Source organism: Bacillus sp. CH30_1T (assembly GCF_008364765.1).
Taxonomy (GTDB): domain Bacteria; phylum Bacillota; class Bacilli; order Bacillales; family Bacillaceae_B; genus Rossellomorea.
Genome location: NZ_VTUY01000001.1, coordinates 104051 through 123049 on the forward strand (window position 1 = coordinate 104051; position 18999 = coordinate 123049).

Sequence of the window (18999 nt, forward strand, 5' to 3'; positions counted from 1 at the left end):
ACAACTTTATTACCTCTGTACAACTGATTAATGCAGTTTACTCAAGAAAAACTTTAAACAAAAAAGAAGCTCATCCTTATTCCGGATAAGCCTCCTTTAATTTAAGTGTATTTCTTTTCATATATTCAATAAATGGTATATAAACGAGTATTGGTATTAAATGATTAGAGGATTATTTCAAATATTTTTTGATAACCAAAAGGTAAGATCGAAGCAATTAACACACTTACTACTATAAAAGAAGTTGCTAGAACTCTGTATTTTAAAATCGAAATTTCTTTTCTTTGATAAGCTATACTTAATACTTTATTCATAAAAAAAACAGTAACAAAAATTATTATAGCTGAAAAAATACTTGTTAGAATTACTGGCATTTTTATACCTCCCTTAACAAAGTTTATGTATTTTACGAACGCTCCCTTAACATACGAAATAGAAAGAAAAAAATTTCTCAACTTCCTTATCCTGCCCTTTAACTTAATACCAATTATTTCAAAAACATTTAATCCTTACAATGATTTTATTCCGCAAAAAAAGCGCGATGTTAAATAATCGCGCTCGTTTGCTAAACAATTAAATTTATACTCGATCTTACACTCTGACACATTTTTAAAGCCTCACATTTTAACCTAATCCATATTAATTCTAATATAAAACCTTGGAAACTTTATATTATTCATCCAAGATTTCATTAAAAATTTGACCTTCATTTATTTTAATTATTTTAAGTCGACTGGTGTTTTTGATAAATATGGTTTTGTATTGTTCTACACCGTTCTTATCAATGAGAAGAAGAACCCGTTTACCTTCGTTATCTGTTACATTTTGAAAGCTGACCCGCTCGTATTCGTAACTTTCTATCATTCTACTTTGCGGTCTGAAACAACTCCCCTGTAAAATAGGTCAAAAAACTTGTCGAAGTTCAGGGAAGACTATCGACCCAACGATTAATTTGGTTGATGACCACAAACGTTACCAGGCACCAAAAAGGGACCAGAAAATGTATATTCACAAAATGTTCAAAATTGTATTGTCAAATGTATATGAGTGCAGTATTATATTATTTGTAAGCGGAAGCATATGCCGTTGCCCATTCCTTCCTTTTCGGATTGAATATCGAACGGAATACTTGATTTCGCAGGAGGAAATAAAGTGTACAGTAAGGATACTATTTATATTATTGGGGACTCAAAGACCACATCCAATAATCCGATTATGCAGCAATATAATGCTTTTTATATCGGATTAGTCATCGATAGGACGACTCATTTGATCGTTGATACCGATTGTTCAAGTACCCTTTCTTTGACTTCATCCTTTGTGAAGCAATTATTCTTTGGACAATCAATGATGAATATGGATAGAGTCATACATGAAATTGAGACACGTTATTTTGGTGCATCCCAAAAGGCTTTGGCCGTAGCCTTCAAAAACGCGCATATCAAATACATGAAAATCATTGAAACTTAATGCTGCTTTTTCTATTTTTGTAGATTAAATCCAGCTATTAGAAAGGTATTCCCTTTCTAATAGCTGGATTTTTTATTTTTAACATTTTAAAAGGGGGAAACAAAATGATTCAAGATGGCGTGATTTATATTAGCTTGTTAATAGCATTTGTTGCCATTATTGCTCTTGCAGAAAAACAGATTGGGGGAAAATTTTTCAAATATGTACCTGGAATTGTGCTCATTTACATTGGTTGTGCGCTCTTAAAAACGTTTGATGTCTTTTCGACAAGTGACTCTGTTGAAACAACATACAGTACGGTCAGGGGGTTGCTCTTACCTGCAATGCTGATGTTAATGCTTCTGCAATGTGATTTGCGGAAAATCATACGCTTAGGGCCGAAAATGATCTTAACTTTCTTAGCAGCATCACTGAGTATCGTGGCAGGATTCACGATTACGTATGCTCTATTAAAAGGTTTCTACGCAGAAGGAACCTGGAAAGCTTTTGCGGCCTTGACGGCAAGCTGGACAGGCGGATCTGCGAATATGGTGATTTTGCAAGGGATCCTCGATGTTCCGGAAAATATTTTCGGCTATGCACTCATTATGGATACCGTGAATTACTCGTTCTGGGTCATGTTCATGTTCTGGCTCGTTCCTTTTTCAGCCGTCTTCAATAAGTGGACGAAAACAGATACGAGCTACATGAAGGGGATTACAACTGAACTAGCAGCTACCTCAGAAGAAACGGAATCAAAAAGCTTTGGATTTGTAGAATTACTCTCTTTCATAGGTTTGGGATTATTCATTTCCGCTTTATCAACAAAGATAGGCGGCATGTTACCTGTGTTAGGTGCTGCTGTTAATGCGACCACGTGGACGATCATAATCGCATCAGCTGTTGGGTTAATATTAGCGATGACAAAAATCGGACGTGTTCCCGGCTCTTTTGAGCTTTCAAAAGTGATGCTCTATATTGTCATTGCACTGATCGCCTCTCATGCCGATTTCTCACAGTTATTCCAAGCACCTATTTATATCATTTCGGGCTTTATGATTCTGTTTTTCCATGGCTTGATCATGGTCATTTTGGCTAAATTATTCAAGCTTGACCTTTTTACAATGGGAATTGCCTCTTTAGCGAATATCGGAGGCGTCGCATCTGCTCCCATCCTTGCAGGCACCTACCATCGTTCACTCATCCCTGTTGGTATTTTGATGGGTGTATTTGGAAGTTTACTAGGGACGTATTTCGGTATTTTGGCAAGCAGCATTTTATCTGCCTTATAAGAAAGGAGCATAACGATGAATATTCAATCCATTCAATTACAATCAGAATCATTGCCTTTAAAAAAGCCATTTAAAACAGCGCTTAGGACCGCCACGGAAGTTGAGAACGTCTTTGTCTATGTCCGATTGGAGGATGGACTCATCGGAGTTGGAGCTGCTGCACCGACACTCGCCATTACGGGAGAATCAAAAGAAAGCATTGAAACAATCTTGAAGACGGTGCTTACCCCGCTATTATTGGGACAGGACATCAGAAATATCCATCAGCTTTCACTCATGATCGAACGCTCGTGTGTGGCGAATACGAGCGCAAAAGCCGCATTGGAAATTGCACTGTATGATGCCTTATGCCAGCATCTTCATCTTCCACTCTACCAATATCTTGGCGGAAGAACGAATAGCTTAACAAACGATATGACCGTTAGTGTTGGAACGGTGGAAGAAATGCGTGAGGATGCGCGCCAAATCATCAAGGATGGTTTTTCTACCTTGAAAATTAAAGTCGGAAAAGACTGGATCAAGGACGTAGAACGAATCAAGGCCATCCGAGAAGAAGTGGGAAAAGGCGTTTCGATTCGTGTGGATGCCAACCAAGGCTGGACGCCACGGCAGGCTGTCTCGATCATTCAAGCTTTAGAACAGGCTGATACGAGATTGGAATTAATTGAACAGCCGGTCCATGCCAGTGATATTGATGGATTGAAATTTATCAGACAGCATGTCAATACACCGATCATGGCAGATGAAAGTCTATTTTCTCCACAGGATGCCTTGCGCCTGATAAAAGAAGATGCGGTGGACTTTCTGAATATTAAGCTAATGAAAACGGGCGGAATCAGAAGAGCGATGCAAATTGCCGATATGGCGGAAAGAGCGAATATCCCTTGCATGATCGGCAGTATGATGGAATCTTCTATTTCTGTACTTGCAGCCGCCCATATTGCGACAGCTCATCCAAACATTCAAAAAATCGACTTGGATGCACCGCTCTGGTTAGCTAACCAGGATTTTGATGGAATCGAATTTATCGGGGATGAGGTCCATTTAACATCCCTGCCGGGTCTCGGGCTTCACCGAAGATCACTTAATGTGTCTTCGTGAAAATATAAATATGAGAGGAGTTTTATCATGAAAAAGACAAAAAGATGGGTGCTGGGTTTTATTGCGGCCACGCTACTATTAACAACATTGGCATTCCAAGTATCCGCCAAAGCCCCTGAATCATTTAAACCAGGTAAGACCGCCTATGTCGATGTATCCGTATCGACCCAATGGACAACGAATGGAAGGCACCTTGTCAGAGATATTGATGCCCCTTCTTTAAGCAATCCGGTTGATCCGTGGCAATGGTCAGCCAATATGGAGGACAGCGAGGTTCGGCGCTGGCTGACAGGGAAGCTTGAAACACAAGCAGTCTATGGAACGAAAGTCACAATCTTACAAGAGGACGGTGACTGGGTGCAAGTCGCGATAGACGGTCAGCCTACTCCACGCAATCCTTTAGGTTATCCAGGCTGGATGCCAAAGGAACAATTGACATTGGAAAAGCGCTTAGACAATTTCACCAATTCTCCGTTTATGATGGTAACCAGTCCTACAGCCTGGTTATATGACGGTAAAGAGCTAAAAAATTCATTTATGGAAATTAGCTTTAATACTCGCCTGCCTGTGCTGAAAGAGTATGGAGATGTCGTCATGGTCGCAACTCCTAATGATGGAAACAAATTTATGAAGAAAGAGGATGTTGCGATTTATCAATCAGAAGCCGATATCCCAAAGGCAACACAAGAAGATTTACTTGAAACAGCGAAGAAGTTCCTTGGACTACGCTATTTGTGGGCCGGTGTATCCGGTTTCGGGTTCGATTGCTCAGGATTCACCTACTCGATTCACAAGGCTTTTGGCATCACGCTTCCACGGGACTCTTCTCCCCAATCTCAGAATGGTAAAGAAGTCAACAAGGATGAAATTCAACCCGGCGACCTATTATTCTTTGCAAGCAACAACGGAAGTGGATCCGTTCATCACGTCTCCATGTATATCGGTGACGGTCTGATGATTCATGCCCCTAACGCATCTAAGAACGTCGAAATTATCCCTTTGAACACTCCCGGATATATTGAAGAATTCTCAGGTGCCCGTCGCTACTGGGAAGAATAATAGAGAATAATAGAGAAAACTAGATATTCTAGCCAACAAAACCCGGAAAACATTAATATAATGCGAGATTGGTAAAAAGAATACAAAACCTTTTAAACTGTTTTTACGCAGAATCCCAAGCATCTTCATTCCACTGATCCTGCCCTTGTAGCATCAGGATTAATAACCGGTATTACAAAAACGATTGTTCAAGCAGGCTGGATTGTAGCAGATTCATAATTAGCTATTATATAAACTGTTATACGATCTAGTCTGTTTTCTTACCTTGGAATCTTAGTCGGAATAAACGCAGCAAAAAAATTTGGAGGATCACCTTTTAGCTACTAAAGCTTACACTGTCTGGTCAACAAATTGGTTGTTTAATTTAATAAGCTATAAAAATATGATTTCAAAGGAGAAACATGATGAAAAAATGGACAAGCTTTGCACTAATTTCTGTTCTGGCAATCTCACTACTTGCACCTTCTGCTTCTTTTGCAGAACCAAATGAAAAAGCATCGCCTCAAGCACACGTTGAGTATCCTGTTTTAACAAAAGCAAAAAAGCCGGAGGAAGTCGGATTTTCCTCTAAAAAACTTGAAAAAGTGGATCAGTTGATTGAAAAAGAAGTGGCCGCCGGTTTTCCTGGAGCAGCCCTGATTGTCATAAAAGACGGGAAAATCGTGAAGAATGAAAGTTACGGCTATAGGCAAAAGTTTGACGGACATACACCGCTTAAAAAGTTTTTGAAAATGGAAAACGACACCCTGTTTGATCTTGCTTCAAATACTAAGATGTATGCAGTGAATTTTGCCCTCCAGAAACTTGCGAGCGAGGGAAAGCTTGATATTCATGCAAAAGTTCAGGATTACATACCTGATTTTAAAGATACAGAAGCAGACGTGATTAAAGGCAAAGATACGATGCGGATCATTGATGTACTTCATCACACTGCTGGATTTACACCAGACCCGCAATACCACAATCCTGCCGTGTCAAAAGAGCTTTATTCTCAGGATCGCGAAAAAACGATTGAAAACATTAATAACACCCCCCTTACATATGAGCCTGGGACAAAAAATGTCTACAGTGATGTTGACTATATGCTGCTTGGCACCATTGTGGAAAAAATCACTGGCCAAAAACTTGATGAATACGTTGAAAATGAATTGTACAAGCCTTTGAAGTTAAAAGATACGGTATTTAATCCGCTGCAAAAAGGCTTCAAGTCAAAAGACTTTGCGGCAACCGAGCTATTAGGTAACACACGTGATGGAGTTATTAACTTCCCGAACATCCGAACGTACACGCTTCAAGGAGAAGTGCATGATGAGAAAGCATTTTATTCAATGGAAGGTGTTTCAGGACATGCAGGCTTATTCTCGACAACTAGTGATCTCGCAGTTCTATTGCAGGTCATGCTCAACGGTGGCGGTTATGGTAATGAATCACTCTTTAATAATGAAACGATAGAAGAATTCGTTGCGCCTTCTGAGATGAACTCAACATACGGTCTCGGCTGGAGAATAAACGGCGATGACAGCATGGACTGGATGTTCAGCAAATACGCAAGCGAAAGTGCATACGGCCATACAGGCTGGACAGGAACGGTAACAATTATTGACCCTGAACAGGACTTAGGAATCGTCCTGCTCACTAATAAAAAGCATTCGCCTCTTGTGAATCCTGCTGATAACTCTAATCAATTTTTCGGTGACCTTTTTGCAACAGGAAGATACGGAAGTGTGGTAACAGCTATTTATGAAGCGTTAGAATCAAATAAATAATAAGACAAGAATCCCATTCATTACACCGTAATGTGTAGGGCATGCGGATTGCCGTGCCTCTTATAAATTTATTTATTCAGAAGGCTTTTCGGAATCGAATCGGGAGGTTTTCGGAACTCTCACTCGAGAGATGATTTTTCACGGATCTCCTTGCCAACACTTCTCTAAAGCATTATTATTAGTCGCTATCGTGGCGGTTACAATGTTAAGGATATAAAAAGCCAAATTTCCCAGCATAAGAATTGAGAAATTTGGCTTTTTATTACTCAAGAATCGCGCCCGATTACAGTATGAAAGTGAAGCTCCATCGCATCAATAATTATCCATAATTCCCGTACCTAATAACCAACCACCCGTTCTTCAGCTATCGCACCCATTAGCCAAAGGAGCCTTTATTCATCTTTATTATCCCGTTTGAACTTTTTATTAAAAAAATAATAAACAAGGAGTGTTATGACTACTACCATAACAAAAAAAGTAATAACTTTTACCAGTTGTTCATCCCACACCCAAAAATAAGAAATTATTAAAATACCGATAATACTAATAATTTGAAGTATGCGATAGAAAATCCTTATATCCAAAGTTATCCTCTCCCTTGGTATATTGTAACATTTTTGAATATTTAAACATTTAACTAACCTTTAGTGAATAAATAAACATTTTTATTGAACACCTCTTCAATTCTTGAACACTTGAATTAATAATCAGATAGATTGTTATTTATCGTAAATACACAAAAACATATGAAGGGAACATGATAAAATGAATAGGAGATATTTAACCATCGAAGAAGTGATTTCTATGCACGACCTATCAGGATATGGCAGTTAGGAATCAAGAAAAAATACGTAATAATCTTAAATATTCAGGTGAAAAAGTTCGTACCCTAAGGAGGAAAAACATATGTCGCATAATTATTTAGAGGATTCCAAGTCCTCAAGAACGTTGGGAATGAAACTTCTGCTAACTTCCGCGGGTGTCAATAACCCGACTATACACAAAGCGCTGGTTGACATGCTGGGCAAGCCGATCGCCGACTCCAACGCTCTGTGCATCCCCACCGCGATGTACGGACACCCCTGGGTCGGTCCTGGAGACAAAGCCTGGCAGTTCATCAGCGGGAATTCCGAGAATCCCATGGTCGACCTGGGCTGGAAGTCTGTCGGCGTTCTAGAGCTCACAGCGCTGCCAAGCATCGACGAAGAGCGCTGGGTGCCTCTTGTCCGGGAGACGGATGTCCTGCTGGTGTCTGGAGGCGACGCGCTCTACCTGTACCACTGGATGCGGCAATCGGGGCTTGCAGACCTTTTACCATCACTGGATGCAGTCTATGTGGGAATGAGCGCTGGAAGCATGGTGATGGCCCCGAATATCGGCGAAGAATTCGTAGGCTGGCGTCCGCCCACAGGGGGAGATAAAGCACTGGGTCTGGTGGATTTTGCGTTGTTTCCTCACCTAGACCACGAGATGTTACCGGACAATACCTTGGCCAATGCAGAAAAGTGGGCCGCCGGCGTCTCAGTACCAGGGTACGCGATTGACGATCAGACGGCCATCAAAGTGACCGATGGGGCAGTTGAAGTTGTTTCCGAGGGGCAATGGAAGCTATACACCCCTTAATACCGAGACGGTCCGCCTACTAGCTCGCTTCATTTAGGTAAGTTGCATTAATGGAGTATTGAAAAAAGCCTGATTTCTTCACTTAAATTGAGAAATTAGGCTTTTTCATTTTGAGTTTTCATTAACGCTGTATGTCCATACAAAAGATTTATAGATTTTATTCCAGCTAAATCTAGTATTACAATGATCGCATTTCTGCAGAATAAAACACCTCGATAATAGAGTTTCATGAATAATGTACTTCATGTATAAAATCCCCACTTATAATGGTTCCCAATTAGGGTCTTTTATGTCAGATTTATTTGGAGTTCTTACATACTTCAAACTTCTTTCACCTTTAGCACGAAATTTTATAAAATTTTGTTGAGCTTCTCTAAAGGAAACATAATTGGCACCTGTTTCATCTGGATATTTATATTGGTAGCCATCATCTTCCCAAAAACAGATTTCACAGATCTCATAAGTGTATGGCGGTTGTTCATCTAATGTTTTGTAACCACAACAAGGACAAGTAAATTTCATACTCTCACCTCGGTACTTTATGCATTCTACTATGTATTTTTACTGAACTGCTCAATTGTTAAGAAGGCAGGAACCGTACATCCACCATCCATTTTGGAAGTTCCCTTTGTTCTGAATAATGTCCTAACACTTTAGTTCTTTAGAAACGCATTTCATAAAGATCCGCTCCCTTTTGGTTGATAAGAACTAAGTAATCCAAAATTGAAATACAATTAAGACGGCTGTTAACATCATGAACATTTCAGCTAGCGTTAAAATAGCTTGATTAGGATATTCACTAGATTTCCATTCAAAGAATGCCCTTACAGCATAGTCCAATGCCAATGAGGTGATAAATCCAATTATGTATAAGTAGGTTAAGTCTTCATAGTTTAACATTAGAATCGCTAAACCCATTAGAGTGATTGCAGTAAGAATCCTCACCCATTTGTCAACATTACGATGGGACTCATTGATATGATTATTGGAAAAAATTTCCTTTTCACTTTCTCTATTCTAAAAATCTTTCTTAAAAGAAACTTAACTATTGAGATAAGCACAAAAACAATTATCGCCATCAAACAAAATTTTACCCAGAACACAAAACCACTCCTATTAAAAAAAACCGCTCTTTGCTTGAATAAGACTTTAGTAATTAGACGAAAGAACAATTACTTAAGTTTCAAATTGTTCCATTCTTATGCAAATTCTATTGTATCCCCAGTTTAAAGGAAAATGTGAACATTTAACACCCAAGTAAAAAAGGTTCCAATCTCCCGGATCAGAACCTTTCTCCATTTATAGAATCCATGCGTCCCATTCATTTATAAGCTTTCTTAAACCCATCATAGCTATTGACCACCGCAGTGACCAATAATCCAACCGATACGGTCAGGTACAGCCACTGAAAATTGAAAGAGGCGTCGAACAGTTCCTGTACCCTATCTATGAAATCTGTATTCAGCACCTCCATGTTCCTGAAAACAAACATAAAGGCTAGAACAGGAATGAACTGATATACTGCATTCACGATCGCAAGCTTCCTGGTCCAGACCCCCGCTTTCCATTTTCTAAGAAGCAGGAGAAGCTCCAAGCCAATTAGGAACACGACCAACGGCCAATACCCGATGAGCACATCCCCATCAAAGAATGGAGTGAACATTCTTTCGTTGTCACTCTTTTCATACAATCCGACGATACTTGACGCTTTAAAGTAACAGGTTGACCAGATGACCGTCCAAATCAGACCTCCGAAAATCTCCAGCTTGGAAATTCGTTTTTCTTTCGGGATATACATGATGTCCTTCAAGTCATCAGGCGTCCACTCTGTTCCTTTCATGGTGATTGGAAGCTGACTGTCCGAGGAAACGGTCCGCTCGATGATAGCGAATGTGAGGGTCAGCCAGAAGAAAACCTGCATTGCTGTTCCGATGACCTCGACCACGCCATTTCCTGCGATGGACAGGAATATCTCAATTGGACTTCCTTCCCCTGAGTAGCTCAATACAGATGATACGGCTAACACGATGAACGTGACAGCAGCAGAAATCGGGAGAATGATCTTCAAGAGCGTCATATACAGATCATAATATCTTGGCCCGATCAGGTGCATCGGCCGGTCTTGATAGTTTGAGGCAAGAACAGCAGGGTTCCCGAGTGAAGTCAGTACCTCTCTCACATCATCCTCTGTATAATCCTCCGGCAGCATGTCTTCAATCGTGGATTTCAATTCAAGGGCAATATCCTCCCGGTTCTTCTCCGGCAGCCTTCTCATTACTTCTTGAATATAGAGTTCAACAAGCTTCATCCTTCCTCATCCCCTTTTAATAAAATGGACAATTCCCCAGACATCTTTTCCCATTCGGTCTGTAACTGTCTCAAGATCTCAGTGCCGTATTCGCTCAGCACATAATATCTCCTCGGCCTGCTTTCCGACCGGTCCCAGCTGCTTGTGACCAGTTCTTGCTTCTCTAAACGGCGCAGCAGTGGATAGAGTGTACTCTGCTCCATCGAAATTCCGCTTTTCTCCAGTAATTGGACAAGTGAATATCCATACTGCGGTGTCCGCAATTGACTTAATACCGCCAGGGTCAATGTCCCCCTCCGCAGTTCCGTCGTCAGAGATGTCAGCAGTGACTTATCCATATGTTCACCTCTTTGATTGAATTATACTGTGTATCGTACACTATATTGTTTATACTATGTATCATACACTATAGAGGTGCGTAATAGAACAATTTTTTAAAAAAGAAGGAAATTGATCAAAAAACGTTGGTTGTTCTTTAAACCTTCTTATTCCTAATGAAAAACGGGCCTGCCCCCGGTACCAAAGCTTTACCGTGCTGGGGGGCAGGCCCAAACGTAGAACCGTCCCTATTCACTTTAATATATAGCCAGAGCGTAAAGGAAATCAAAATAAAAAGCCCCTAGAAACTTAGGGACTTGTTAATAAATTAGAAACTGTTGCATTTCTTCTTCAGTTAAATCTTTTGGTCTAATGCCGTGCTCTTTGCAGTATTTGTCCAATGCTTTTATTTTCACTTTTGGGGATTCGTCGGGTGCTGGGGATGCAAATACCCCATCAGGAAAAGCATTATCAAATTTTGCGATATCTTTATGCATAATATCACTCCTGGTTATAGCATGACCAATAGCTAAGCTCAAATCACTTTCGTTTGATTGTCATTCTATTATACCATAAATATTGGAAATAATCAGGGGAACCACGGTTACAGGTACCGTGGCTCTCATACAAAATGTGGCCAAGGAACCTGTCCCCATGGCTCACAACAAATACTTCTTCAATCCTACCTTTACCTCATCACTCGCAAAAGCAGCCTCCACACTATTCATATAAATCTCCCTATAATCCTCATCACTCATCGCAAATTCATTCCAGACTAAATCACATTCCTTCGTCATCGTTGTATCCGATACCGTTCTGTTGTCTGTATTGATGGTGATTTTGATCCCGTCCCTGTGAAAATCGTATAATGGGTGATCACGGAATTGGTTTACGGCTTTCGTTTGAACATTACTCGTTGGGCAGATTTCAAGCACGATCTGTTTTTCCTTAACAATCTGATAAGCTTCTGCACAGTCTGTAATATATACACCGTGTCCGATTCTTTCTGCCCCTAACCATTCAACAGCCTCGAGCACATTTCTTCCGATTCCCGTTTCACCGGCGTGGATCGTGACTCTGTAGCCATATTCCCGGGCAAGTGCGATGGGTTCAATGAATTTCCCACAGAACCCTTCCTCTTCAGAAGCACATAAATCAATCGCGACAACTCCTTTTCCAAGGAAGTTCTTACCCTGTTCGACGACCTCAAAGGCACTTTCCGCAGACATCGTTCTCATACAAGACAAAATGATACTCCCTTTAATATCAAATTGTCCTTCTGCCTCTTTCATCCCCTCTATCACACTTCCAATGATTTCTTCTACAGATAACCCCTTTCGTGTATGAAGTAATGGGGCAAACCGAACCTCCATATATTTCACATTTTCTTTTGCCGCATCTTCATAAAGCTCAAAGGTAATTCGCTTTAGATTTTCTTTTGACTGCATAACGGCATTAGGGATCGAGAATTTCTCTAAGTATTCATCCAATGATTCGCAGTCTAACGGGGCAATGAGCTCTTCTTTCATCTCTTCTATATCAAAGGAAGGGATATGGATGCCCTCTCTCTTTGCGATATCAATAATCGTCTCGGGTCGGACACTTCCATCCAAATGGCAGTGCAGTTCAATTTTGGGCATAATAGAATAATTCATTGTTGTACCTCCTCAATTTTTCAATAAAAAAATCCTGATTACGAAGAAAATACAAATAAAAGTATCTTCTTCGTAATCAGGATTTATTGGTTCCTGGTAGAGACCTCCAAACCATATTATTGGAGTTATACGAATGTGTGAATCGTATTAGGTTTTTTATTACGATAATAAAATTTTTATTCGTTGTCAAGGGGAAGCATTGGGGGGAAGCGCTGGGACGGTTCTCGTGCTTCCTTTCAGGTCAGGACGCAGCAGCAGAACCGTCCCCATGATCCGCAAACCTCACCACAAACCGGCAACCGTCATCATAAGTTCCATCCAATTCAATGGATCCACCACTTTGCTCGATAATTTTCTTCGCAATAGCAAGTCCCAGCCCCGTTCCCCCGGTCTCACCATTCCTGGATTCATCCATCCGCACAAACGGTTCGAATATCTTGTCATGGAAGTCGGCGGGTATCCCTATTCCCCGATCCTCAATGATCATCACGGCCTGATTCTGTTTCTCCTTTAGTGAAATGAACAGATATCCATCACTGTACGCCATCCCATTATGGATAATGTTCGTAATCGCCCTCTCAAGCTTTGAAGGATCGAATTTCACCATCAGAGTTTCCTCCGTAATATCCAGATGATACTCCATCCCTTTCTCTTCGAACTCTTCTACATAAGAAGACAGCATGGTACGGAGCCATTCGCCCATATCATATTCCTTAAGCGAAACCGAGTCCCTGTCTATATCCATATGCGACAGGTCGAACAGGTCATGGATGAGCCGGTTTGCTCTCTTGCTGTTTGACACGATGATATCGGTATATTTCTTCTGATCTGCTCGACTCAGATTCGTCAATCTGGTCAACGTTTCAGCGTACCCCTGTATATTGGTCAATGGTGTTTTCAGATCGTGAGAAATATCCAGGATCAGCTGTTTTCTCAAATTTTCAGACCTTTCCTTCAATGCGATTTCCGTGCCGATCTTCTGTGCCATTTGGTTAATGTTATGTTTCAACTGGTTCAATTCTTGATTCGCCTCGAACTCGATTTTCTCTCCATAGTTTCCTGTTGAAATCGAATCGATCCCCTTCAGAAGCTTCTGAATCGGCTGAATGAGCTGGACGGATGTTCTCTTCACATACCAATACAGGATGACGATCAAGCACACCATGAAAAAGAAGATGGTGAAGAAGAACACATCATCCAATTGGAAATAGTCATCTGCGGGAAAATAGAGTAATAGATACTCTTCACCCTGTTCAGGTATATATAAATCCGTATCATACGTATCGGTATTCTTCAGAAATTCATTCAATCCATAGTTAAACCCGATCTTGTGAGGGCTATTGAATTGATCGATCACCTTATAATCGGGACTGACGATTTCAAGGTAGGCATGATCCGGCAGCTCATTCTTCTTGAATGCCGCTTTCATCCCCAGTTTCTTCGCATCTTCATACGTCCCTTTAAGGAATTCCTGATCCAAGTCCTCATACACGGTCTCGACATACACAAAGTTTGCCACCAGGGTGAACGTCCCTACTCCGAGTAGAATGATAAACAATAAAGCATAGTTTATAAAAAACTGTTTGGTGATAGATATGGGCTTTTTAAGGAGGATTGGATTAGTCTTCATGGTCCTCCATCCGATAACCGAGTCCTTTGACTGTCGTGATATAGTTCGGGGATTTAGGATCTAATTCAATTTGTTCTCTGATTCGACTGATATGAACCATGATCGTATTGCTGTCACCGATGTAGTCCGTATTCCATACGAGCTCATACAATTGAGCCTTCGTATACAACCGGTTCACATTTTTCATGAAAATCGATACCAACTTCGTCTCCTTCGGGGTCAATAAGAGCCGCTCCCCATCCTTCGTCACCGTCTGATTGATGGGGTCATATTCCAGGGATCCGTTGCGAATGACCCCTTCTTCCTCCACCACACTATAATCCGTATACCTTCGAATCTGGGCATTCACTCTCGATACGAGCTCAACCATACTGAAGGGCTTCACGACATAATCATCTGCCCCCAGCCCAAATCCCAACACTTTGTCTGCATCATCCGCCCTCGCTGTCAGCAGCATGATCGGAACCTTGCACCGTTTCCGAACTTCCTTGATCACCTGAAAGCCGTCCACTTTCGGCATCATCAAGTCCAGGATGAGAAGGCTCGGTCGCTTCTCCCTGCACTTACGGATCACTTCATCCCCATCATAACTCTGCTCTACACGATACCCTTCATTCCGCAAATGAAGGCTGATCAATTGGTTAATTTCCACATCATCTTCTGCTATATAAATCAACTCTGCCATACCCTTACTCCCAGTCTTGTAAAATCAAATTTTCATCCTATTTTACCATGAAATTGGCAGCGTTTTTTGAGATTTATGGTTAATTTAAGGTTGCTTTAAGGTTGGGGTTAAGGAAGTCGTGTACAATGAATTAGTTAATGGTCCTTGAAAACTGGCCATTTTAAATAAAGGAATAATTGGTGGGTAATGAACATGACAAACAAACTAAATGAGTTCATCATAAAAGGACATTTTGAAGAAGCAAAAGAAATGACGAATGAACTTTCCTATTCAGAACTTGATGGAGAACTGATGGAAATGGCCTTCAAGGATTCAAGTATAACGAATTACGCATTCATTATGAGTTTACTAGTCGAAGAGGAAAACGTTGAGTTACATGAGATGGCGTTTAGATTGATGGTGATTCCACTAAGTTACCTGGACGGTGCTTATTACGCTGCCCTTTATCATGCAAGGCGATGTGTAGAGTTAACCGATCGACAAGATATCAGGTATTTATCCAATCTGTTATTTTTGCATCATATCCCCGATAAAGTAGTCAGTGAAGAGGAAGCATATGATACGGCGAGAAGGATGCTGTCATTAGATCCTGATTATGTACTTGCTAAGGAATTTTTGAAGAAACGTTGAGATGGAATTGAAAGAGGGACGGACCTCGCTAAAGTAGGAGGTCCGTCCTTAATTTCTTTATTTCAACTTCTGAAGGGCTTCCTCCAAGCGGTCCCACGTTTCGGAGATGCCTTCTATCACACCCATGTCAGTAACGGTCTTGAGAGACTCTGCCGAATCATATTCAGCACGGTTGATCAGCTTCGTCCTGCCACCCAAATCGATGAATTCCAATGTATTAGTAGTCGATGGCATGTCTTCATTCGTATTGCCTTCCGGATCTGAGAAGGAATCGACGTAGATGATCTTCTCCGGCTCGATGATCTCCTTGTAAACCCCTTTTCCCCAAGATTCCATTCCGAAGTATTCTCCTTGATTTTGATCAGCGCACTTCATGCAGAAGTGCCACACACCTCCTGGACGGAAATCCACGTTACATACCGGAAGCTCCCAGCCTCTTGGTCCCCACCACTGTTTGAGATGTTCAGAGTCTTTAAACATAGTAAACACTAGCTCACGCGGCGCATCAAAATCTCGCTCAAGCACAAGTACCCGATCATTCTCCACCCTTGAAGTCAACGTATTGCTGGTCATTTCATTTCCTCCCGAACATTAGAGTATTTTGATTCGAATCACATCATAAAACGGTATTTCGTTTGTACGGCGAAAAACTTGGACACTGCAAATATACCCTATGATGAAAAATACCCAAGGATCACCCATTGCGATAGAGAATACATGACACATGTCAAATCAATAGCCGACATGATATCTGGAAAAGAACCTAAAAGCAAGAATGGGATCAACAGCCTGTAAGAAACCAGTATCCGCTTGTACTATTCTTCAAAGATTCCTTATTTCCTTCTTTGGTTTTGAGATTCTTGATGAGTTTCTATTTTCAACAGAAGTGAGGAAGCACTGGGACGGTTCTGGTGCTTCTTTTCACCTTAAGAGGAAGCACCAGAACCGTCCCCATGCTTCCCATTTTGTCACAGAATCATTCACTTATCCGTTATATCAGTAAATAACCGAAAAGGATGATGAAGATGGTAAAATATGAAGTGGCCATTGTAGGTGGAGGAATCGCTGGATTAACGGCTGCCGTCTATGCAGCAAAAGCAGGAAAACGAACCCTTGTATTGGAACAGCAAAAGCGATTTGGAGGCAGAGCCATCACCAATAAAAAGCAGGGGGTATATTTCAACTTGGGCAGTCATGCACTGTATAAAGGGGAAGCGTATGAAGCTTTCCGCGAACTCGGGTTACGACTTGAGGGAAGCTCACCCTCTATTAACGCTCACGGGATGTGGAAAGAACAAATCGTCCCTTTACCAACGAACACCTCCTCTTTTTTTCAAACGCCGCTCCTAAGTTGGGCAGGAAAGGTCGAATTGGCAAAATGGTTCATTAAATTAGGAAAAATGGATACAAGTGCTTGGGACCAAATCAGTATCCGGGATTGGATTGAAACTCAATTGCATGATCCCATGTTGCGCAACGTGTTCTATTCACTGCTTCGAACATCCACTTATGTTCTTGCACCTGAATTACACGCTGCCGGTCCTGCCTTAAAGCAACTGCAGCGTTCTCTTCAAGGGGTCCTGTATCTCGATAAAGGATGGGGGACACTTGTAGAAGAACTGCGTGAACTTGCTGTCCAACTGGGAGTGGAACTGGTTAGTGATCGTAAGGTGGGGGTAATCGAACATCAAGATCAAAAAGTACACTCGATTTTATGTCAAGATGGTACTAGAATAGAAGCATTGAATGTCATACTAACTACGCCACCCTCTATTTCTCACAAGCTAGTTCCTCATGCAGATCAAACCGCCCTTCACACGTGGCACAATCAATCGATTCCTGTTACGGTTGCCTGTCTGGATGTTGGTTTGCGCCAGCTGCCTAAGCCAAGGCACCAATTCATCTATGGATTGGATCAGTCCATTTTCCTTACCAACCAATCACGGGAGGGTAAACCAAGGCCAGCTATCTTGAGTGATGATGGGACACAACTGATATCGCTTTTTAAATATCAAGGGCCGCAACCAGATGCAGCAAAGGATGAGGCTGAGTTGGAACAAATGTTAGATGTGGTTCAACCCGGTTGGCGGAATGAATTAGTGATAAGACAGTTCCTACCGAAAATGACGGTAGTCCACGATTTTCCTCATATGAAAAGAACGGAAGATCCTGGCCCTGCAGTCCCTGAAATTGAGGGGCTTTATGTTGCTGGTGACTGGGCTTCACATGGCGAGCTTCTCGTTGATGCATCCGTAGCTAGCGCTAAGCGAGCCATTTCACATTTACTAAACACTAGAGAGGAAATCAAATGATGAGTATGGAAGGACTTTATCAAACCTATCAACCTTTGCTTTTTTCATTAGCCTACCGTATGTTAGGCAGCGTGATGGATTCAGAGGATATTGTCCAAGAAGCGTTTATTACCTTTGACCAGCTTCCCAACCGCGAACAAATTGAAAACAAAAAAGCGTATCTATGTAAGATCGTAACCAATCGCTGTCTGGATCTAATACGGTCATCCGCCAAGAAACGTGAGGTATATGTCGGACCGTGGCTTCCGGAACCATTGCTTGAAGGAGAGAATTCACCTAACGATCCTACCCATGCCTTCCTTCAACAAGAATCCATCTCTACAGCCTATTTACTATTATTACAACAGCTAAACGCGATAGAACGAGCCGTCTTTTTGCTTCGAGAAGTTTTTCAATACGCTTATGATGATATCGCTGAGATTCTTGGAAAAAGCAATGCGAACTGCCGGCAAATTTTCCACCGTGCGAAAAAAAGCATGGAGTACGACCTTAAGAAACAGCCTTCGATTTCCATAGCCGAATCTACAGTCAAAGAGTTTGTACAGTCCATCTTAAATGGAAACGTAAATCAATTATTGGACCTTGTCAGCGAAGATGTCGCTATGTACTCGGATGGCGGCGGCAAAGTAAAAGCTGCACAAGTTCCTATTTTCGGTGCTAACAGAGTCGTTCAATTGCTCCAAAACCTAATGAAACTGTATGCAGGCAAGTTCACTATCAACTATACATCTGTCAACAGTCTACCAGGACTGATATTAACAATTGATGACCACTTACAATATGTGTACTCCTTTACCTTCAGTGGCAATCAAATACAGACGATCTATACGGTTGCTAATCCGGATAAACTGCGACATTTGCAATAGATTGCAGTTCTCTTTAGAAATAGCAACGCATACAAATCCCCTTTTAATACAATAAAAAACGGTGCCTGCCCCCCCAACCGCTAAAGCTTTACCGTACCGGGGGCGGGCACCAATATGAGACTTCTCTTTAGTTATGACCTCTACCTTTTTTTCTAAATCTAGAAATGAAATATACTACTAAAACTATGAAACCAACTAGAATGATTGTTCCATAAAACATGTCATTCACAACCTTTCTCTTCCTACCTTCATTTTTTAAATCCTTAGTTTGAGGAACAATTGAATATGGCATATGTCATGCCATA

Annotated in this window: 20 protein-coding genes, 1 pseudogene and 1 riboswitch; of the genes and pseudogenes, 10 read left to right on the forward strand and 11 right to left on the reverse strand. The window is 41.2% G+C overall.

The window, feature by feature from the left end; translation table 11 throughout:
* Positions 1-164: 164 nt before the first annotated feature.
* The gene (locus tag F0342_RS00490; RefSeq protein WP_149154111.1) at positions 165-374 is read right to left on the reverse strand and encodes a hypothetical protein; all 210 of its coding nucleotides are present in this window, start codon (positions 372-374) and stop codon (positions 165-167) included.
* A 298-nt stretch (positions 375-672) separates the two neighbouring features.
* Positions 673-864, reverse strand: a complete 192-nt coding sequence (locus tag F0342_RS00495; RefSeq protein ID WP_149154112.1) for a hypothetical protein — start codon at positions 862-864, stop codon at positions 673-675.
* A 288-nt stretch (positions 865-1152) separates the two neighbouring features.
* Between F0342_RS00495 and F0342_RS00500 the strand changes: the two genes are divergently transcribed.
* From F0342_RS00500 to F0342_RS00530, 7 genes and pseudogenes are all read left to right on the forward strand, one after another.
* A complete protein-coding gene (locus F0342_RS00500) occupies positions 1153-1470 on the forward strand; it encodes a DUF3870 domain-containing protein (RefSeq protein ID WP_149154113.1) in 318 nt (105 codons plus the stop codon).
* A 104-nt stretch (positions 1471-1574) separates the two neighbouring features.
* Positions 1575-2741 (forward strand): DUF819 family protein, encoded by a 1167-nt coding sequence (locus tag F0342_RS00505; RefSeq protein ID WP_149154114.1) that lies wholly within the window; start codon positions 1575-1577, stop codon positions 2739-2741.
* Between the two features lie 15 nt (positions 2742-2756).
* The gene (locus F0342_RS00510) at positions 2757-3842 is read left to right on the forward strand and encodes a dipeptide epimerase (RefSeq protein WP_149154115.1); all 1086 of its coding nucleotides are present in this window, start codon (positions 2757-2759) and stop codon (positions 3840-3842) included.
* 27 nt (positions 3843-3869) lie between these two features.
* On the forward strand, positions 3870-4901 hold the full coding sequence (locus F0342_RS00515; RefSeq protein WP_149154116.1) for a C40 family peptidase: 1032 nt from the start codon (positions 3870-3872) through the stop codon (positions 4899-4901).
* Positions 4902-4965: 64 nt separating this feature from the next.
* Positions 4966-5216, forward strand: a pseudogene (locus F0342_RS00520) (PTS transporter subunit EIIC); the annotation flags it as partial.
* Between the two features lie 89 nt (positions 5217-5305).
* Positions 5306-6667, forward strand: coding sequence for a penicillin binding protein PBP4B (gene pbp4b / locus F0342_RS00525; protein ID WP_149154117.1), 1362 nt, complete (start codon positions 5306-5308; stop codon positions 6665-6667).
* Between the two features lie 954 nt (positions 6668-7621).
* Positions 7622-8290: a Type 1 glutamine amidotransferase-like domain-containing protein gene (locus F0342_RS00530; protein ID WP_149154579.1), complete on the forward strand. Its 669-nt coding sequence runs from the start codon at positions 7622-7624 to the stop codon at positions 8288-8290.
* 261 nt (positions 8291-8551) lie between these two features.
* On the opposite strand, the gene F0342_RS00535 is transcribed toward F0342_RS00530, so the two are convergent.
* The 8 genes from F0342_RS00535 to F0342_RS00570 all read right to left on the reverse strand — a co-directional run bounded on the left by F0342_RS00535 (position 8552) and on the right by F0342_RS00570 (position 14886).
* Entirely contained in the window at positions 8552-8812 is a 261-nt protein-coding gene (locus tag F0342_RS00535) for a CPCC family cysteine-rich protein (protein ID WP_149154118.1), read from the reverse strand.
* 186 nt (positions 8813-8998) lie between these two features.
* Entirely contained in the window at positions 8999-9286 is a 288-nt protein-coding gene (locus F0342_RS00540) for a DUF4181 domain-containing protein (protein ID WP_149154119.1), read from the reverse strand.
* Between the two features lie 325 nt (positions 9287-9611).
* The gene (locus F0342_RS00545) at positions 9612-10598 is read right to left on the reverse strand and encodes an HAAS signaling domain-containing protein (RefSeq protein WP_149154120.1); all 987 of its coding nucleotides are present in this window, start codon (positions 10596-10598) and stop codon (positions 9612-9614) included.
* Entirely contained in the window at positions 10595-10936 is a 342-nt protein-coding gene (locus F0342_RS00550) for a PadR family transcriptional regulator (protein ID WP_149154121.1), read from the reverse strand. Before F0342_RS00550 ends, F0342_RS00545 begins: the two co-directional genes overlap by 4 nt.
* 300 nt (positions 10937-11236) lie before the next feature.
* On the reverse strand, positions 11237-11413 hold the full coding sequence (locus tag F0342_RS00555; RefSeq protein ID WP_262481580.1) for a hypothetical protein: 177 nt from the start codon (positions 11411-11413) through the stop codon (positions 11237-11239).
* 162 nt (positions 11414-11575) lie between these two features.
* Entirely contained in the window at positions 11576-12571 is a 996-nt protein-coding gene (gene add / locus F0342_RS00560) for an adenosine deaminase (RefSeq protein WP_149154123.1), read from the reverse strand.
* A 53-nt stretch (positions 12572-12624) separates the two neighbouring features.
* Positions 12625-12724: riboswitch (purine riboswitch) on the reverse strand.
* A gap of 88 nt (positions 12725-12812) precedes the next feature.
* A complete protein-coding gene (locus F0342_RS00565; protein ID WP_149154124.1) occupies positions 12813-14201 on the reverse strand; it encodes a sensor histidine kinase in 1389 nt (462 codons plus the stop codon).
* Positions 14191-14886, reverse strand: coding sequence for a response regulator transcription factor (locus F0342_RS00570; RefSeq protein ID WP_149154125.1), 696 nt, complete (start codon positions 14884-14886; stop codon positions 14191-14193). The genes F0342_RS00565 and F0342_RS00570 overlap by 11 nt, the downstream gene beginning before the upstream one ends.
* A 192-nt stretch (positions 14887-15078) precedes the next feature.
* On the opposite strand from F0342_RS00570, the gene F0342_RS00575 reads away from it, so the two are divergent.
* A complete protein-coding gene (locus F0342_RS00575; RefSeq protein WP_149154126.1) occupies positions 15079-15516 on the forward strand; it encodes a hypothetical protein in 438 nt (145 codons plus the stop codon).
* 57 nt (positions 15517-15573) lie between these two features.
* On the opposite strand, the gene F0342_RS00580 is transcribed toward F0342_RS00575, so the two are convergent.
* The gene (locus F0342_RS00580; protein WP_149154127.1) at positions 15574-16089 is read right to left on the reverse strand and encodes an SRPBCC domain-containing protein; all 516 of its coding nucleotides are present in this window, start codon (positions 16087-16089) and stop codon (positions 15574-15576) included.
* Between the two features lie 452 nt (positions 16090-16541).
* Here F0342_RS00580 and F0342_RS00585 point away from each other — a divergent pair, with 452 nt between their 5' ends.
* Positions 16542-17828: a phytoene desaturase family protein gene (locus F0342_RS00585; RefSeq protein WP_149154128.1), complete on the forward strand. Its 1287-nt coding sequence runs from the start codon at positions 16542-16544 to the stop codon at positions 17826-17828.
* Positions 17828-18694 carry an RNA polymerase sigma-70 factor gene (locus tag F0342_RS00590; RefSeq protein ID WP_149154580.1) on the forward strand — a complete coding sequence of 289 codons (867 nt, stop codon included), beginning with the start codon at positions 17828-17830 and terminating at the stop codon, positions 18692-18694. Before F0342_RS00585 ends, F0342_RS00590 begins: the two co-directional genes overlap by 1 nt.
* The last annotated feature ends 305 nt before the right edge of the window (positions 18695-18999 follow it).